Origin of the sequence: Anaerorhabdus sp., assembly GCF_036657415.1 — a bacterium.
In the GTDB taxonomy this organism is placed as follows: Bacteria; Bacillota_I; Bacilli_A; order Erysipelotrichales; family Erysipelotrichaceae; genus Anaerorhabdus.
Genome location: NZ_JAVXGL010000086.1, coordinates 1 through 3,887 on the forward strand (window position 1 = coordinate 1; position 3,887 = coordinate 3,887).

The window sequence follows — 3,887 nt, forward strand, 5'->3', positions numbered from 1 at the left end:
TTGAGCACGAATATGTCCAGCATACTCTTCCTTCCATTGCCAAGCACGTTCTAAAAACTTTTCGCGCCCCAAATCATAACGACTAACTCCTTCGTCTTTTAATCGTGCATCTACTTTTGCTTGTGTTGCAATACCAGCGTGATCCATTCCTGGAAGATATAACATATCATAGCCTTGTAGTCGCTTATAACGTGAAATAATATCTTGTAAAGTATTATCCCACGCATGTCCTAAATGCAACTTACCTGTTACATTTGGTGGTGGTATCACAATTGTAAAAGGTTCTTTACTCTTATCACCAGCTGTAAAGTATCCCTTTTCAATCCATTTATCATATTTATTTGCTTCTACTTCTAAGTGATTGTACTTTGCATTTAATTCTTTCATTTGTTTTCCCTACTTTCATATTCACTTTTTAAAATTGAGTATACCTTTTCATCATGATAGTTTCCTTTACCATCTTTGACTTGTTGTCTCAAACATCCATCGTAATGAAATCCTATTTTTTCAATGACACGTTGACTTCTCTTATTTTCTACAAAATGTCCAATATCAATTCTACGTAATCCAAATTGTTCAAATCCCACACGAATTAGTTCACGTACTGCTTCAACCATATACCCTTGTCCCCAATATTTCTTTTTGAGAACATAACCAATTTCAGCAGTTTGATTATTTGCATCATATCCTGCAAATTCACACATGCCTATAACTTCATGATTTTCTTTTAGTTCAATGCACGTTGCCTCTAATAATCCTTTTTCTTTTCGATTCAAAAAGAAATTATCAAGCGCATCATACGTCATCGCAATAGAAGTATGTTTTTGAAAAGTTAAGTGTTCGATTGTTTCATCATCACTTGCATATTCATACACATCACTTGCATCATCCCGAGTTATTGTTCGTAATATCAATCTTTCTGTTTCACCATATTGCATTTTCATTCCTCCAATAAAAAAACGTCCTTATGAAAGGACGTATAATTAACGCGGTACCACCTTACTTCTTTGTTTTCACAAAGCGCTCAAACTTTTAACGCAAGCTTACGAATTCTTCTATTTACTTAAAGAATTAACTCCTAGACTACTTTTCAATTTATGTACGAACCTTTTTCATCAGCCAAGGTTTTTCTAGATGTCACCACAAATTTACTTCCTTCTATTCAATGTCGATAGTTATATTTTATCAATATCACAAATAATGTCAATAAATAAGGATGTATTTCTACATCCCTATCATTTCATTAAGCTTTGACCATAACTCTTCAACACCTTCTTTAGTTTGGCTTGAAAAGTCTATAATACTAGTTGAAGGAACATTTAAAGTTTCACTAATTGCTTTCTTTAGTTTGCTTAATTCACTTCGTTTACATTTATCTTTTTTTGTTGCACAGACAAGAATTGGTAATTGTTGTCCTCGTGCATACTCAATCATTGTTACATCATCCTTTGTTGGTTTATGACGATAATCTACAATGAGAATCAATGCTTTTAGATTCTCTCGTTGTTCGAAATAATCATCCATCATTTTACCAAATTGTATCAATTCAGTTTGTGAACGATGAGCAAAGCCATAACCTGGCACATCGACAAACATACAACGATGGTCAACTTCAAAAAAGTTTAACAGTCTTGTTTTACCTGGTGTATTTCCAACATAAGCAAGTTGTTTGCGATTTACCATCGCATTAATAAGTGAAGATTTCCCAACATTACTTCTTCCTGAAAGAACAAATTCAGGTAAATCTGATTGTGGACATTCAGTAATGGATGAAGCACTCGTTAGAAATTCTACATCTATATAATCCATACTAAACAAGAGCTTCCTTTAAAACTTGTTCCATTGATTCAACAGGAATAAATGTAATATCATTTTTTACAGTTTCTGGTATTTCATCTAAGTCTTTCAAATTGCTCTTAGGAATAATAACTTTTTTAATTCCAACGCGATGAGCAGCTAAGCTCTTTTCACGTAATCCACCGATTGCTAATACATGACCACGTAATGTTACTTCACCTGTCATTGCTAAATCAGAATAAACTGGTGTACCAGTAATGGCAGAAACTAAAGCAGTTGTTAAAGTAACACCTGCACTTGGACCATCTTTAGGAACAGCTCCTTCTGGCACATGAATATGAATATCATGCTTATCAAAGAATTTTGGATCAATCTTATATTTCTTGGCATTTGATTTAATATAGTCTAAAGCGATAGAAGTAGATTCCTTCATTACATCACCTAATTGACCAGTAACGATAAATTTACCATTACCTTCAAAATAAGTTACCTCTACTGGAAGTACATCACCACCAAATGAAGTATATGCAAGACCAGTTACTACACCAATTTGGTTTTTCTTCTCTTTTTGACCATATTCAAACATTTCTTTACCCAGCCATTCAAGAATTAATTTTTTCGTAACTTTGATTGTTTTCTTATTTTCTTTAAGAATTGCTAATACCGCTTTGCGGCATAATGATGCAATTACACGTTCAAGTTGACGCACACCAGCCTCACGTGTGTAATGACGTATTAAATAATACAATTCATTTTCTTCAAGTTTAAATTGTTTTTCTTTTAATCCATTCATTACTCGTTGTTTCGCAATTAAATGATTTTCAGCAATCTTAACTTTTTCAACTTCAGTATAACTTGATAATTGAATAATTTCTAAACGGTCACGTAATGCTGCTGGAATATCTTCTAGATAGTTTGCAGTCGCAATAAACATAACATGTGAAAGATCATAAGGCTCTTCTAGATAGTGATCAGAAAATAATGAATTTTGTTCTGGATCTAAAACTTCCAACATTGCACTACTTGGATCACCTTTATAATCTGACCCTAGTTTATCAATTTCATCAATTAAGAATACTGGGTTAATTACACCTGACTTTTTCATTCCTTGAATAATACGACCAGGCATACTTCCTAAATATGTACGACGGTGTCCACGAATTTCTGATTCATCTTTTACACCACCTAAAGATACTTTTACAAATTTTCTATCTAAAGATCGTGCGATTGACTTTCCAAGTGAGGTTTTACCTACACCTGGAGGCCCAACTAAACATAGGATTGGTGAGCGAAGGCTATTTGTCATTTGTTTCACCGCTAGATATTCCATGATACGATCTTTAACTTTTTCAAGTCCATAATGATCTTGATTTAAACGATCTTGTACAAGGATTAAATCATCATTATCTTGCGTCATTCCATACCAAGGTGTTTTTAATAACCAATCTAAATATGTGCGAACAACTGAAGCTTCGCCTGAAGAAGATGGTAGCATTTCATAACGAGCTAACTCTTCTAAGGCTTTTTGTTTAACATGCTCAGGATATGGATTTTTTTCAATCATCTCACGCAATTCCTGAGTATCATCCGCAACATTTGCAACATCGCCAAGTTCTTCTTTAATGGCACGCATTTTTTCACGTAGATAATATTCACGTTGCCCTTCTTCAATTCTTTCTTTTACTTTTTCATTAATTGATGATTCAACACGTGATAATTCTTTTTCTTTTTCAAGTTCACTTATGATTAACATAAGTCTTTCATTAACATTCAATGTTTCTAACAATTGTTGTTTCTTATCTAAAGATAATGGAAAATATTGTGCAAATTGATCTGCCAATACAACTGCTGAAACTCCTTTAGTCAATTGTGAAATTACTTCAGGTGGAAAACTGGCAGTTGTACTTGCAACACTTTCAAATTCTGTTGCAACACGTTTAACTAGAGCTAGTTCTTCAATTTCATCACCTGCTATATTACTTAGAGGTTGAATTTTAGCCATTGTCAATTTATCACTATCGATATAATCAACTAATTCTGCTCGTTCTAAACCTGAAAATGTTACTCGCATAAATCCTTCTTTTTTGCGA

At 33.3% G+C, this 3,887-nt stretch carries 4 protein-coding genes and 1 other annotated feature; all 4 genes read right to left on the reverse strand.

Annotated elements, in window-relative coordinates:
* On the reverse strand, positions 1–387 hold a 387-nt coding region (locus RSB60_RS09820; RefSeq protein WP_332616055.1), incomplete at its 3' end, for a class I tRNA ligase family protein.
* Positions 384–938 (reverse strand): GNAT family N-acetyltransferase, encoded by a 555-nt coding sequence (locus tag RSB60_RS09825; RefSeq protein ID WP_323381488.1) that lies wholly within the window; start codon positions 936–938, stop codon positions 384–386. The genes RSB60_RS09825 and RSB60_RS09820, both read right to left, overlap by 4 nt.
* A gap of 30 nt (positions 939–968) precedes the next feature.
* Positions 969–1,175: a binding site (T-box leader), on the reverse strand.
* 49 nt (positions 1,176–1,224) lie between these two features.
* Complete coding sequence (gene yihA / locus RSB60_RS09830) at positions 1,225–1,809, reverse strand: ribosome biogenesis GTP-binding protein YihA/YsxC (protein ID WP_332616057.1); 585 nt, start codon at positions 1,807–1,809, stop codon at positions 1,225–1,227.
* Position 1,810: 1 nt separating this feature from the next.
* A partial coding sequence (gene lon, locus RSB60_RS09835) for an endopeptidase La (protein ID WP_332616059.1) occupies positions 1,811–3,887 on the reverse strand: 2,077 nt, incomplete at its 5' end.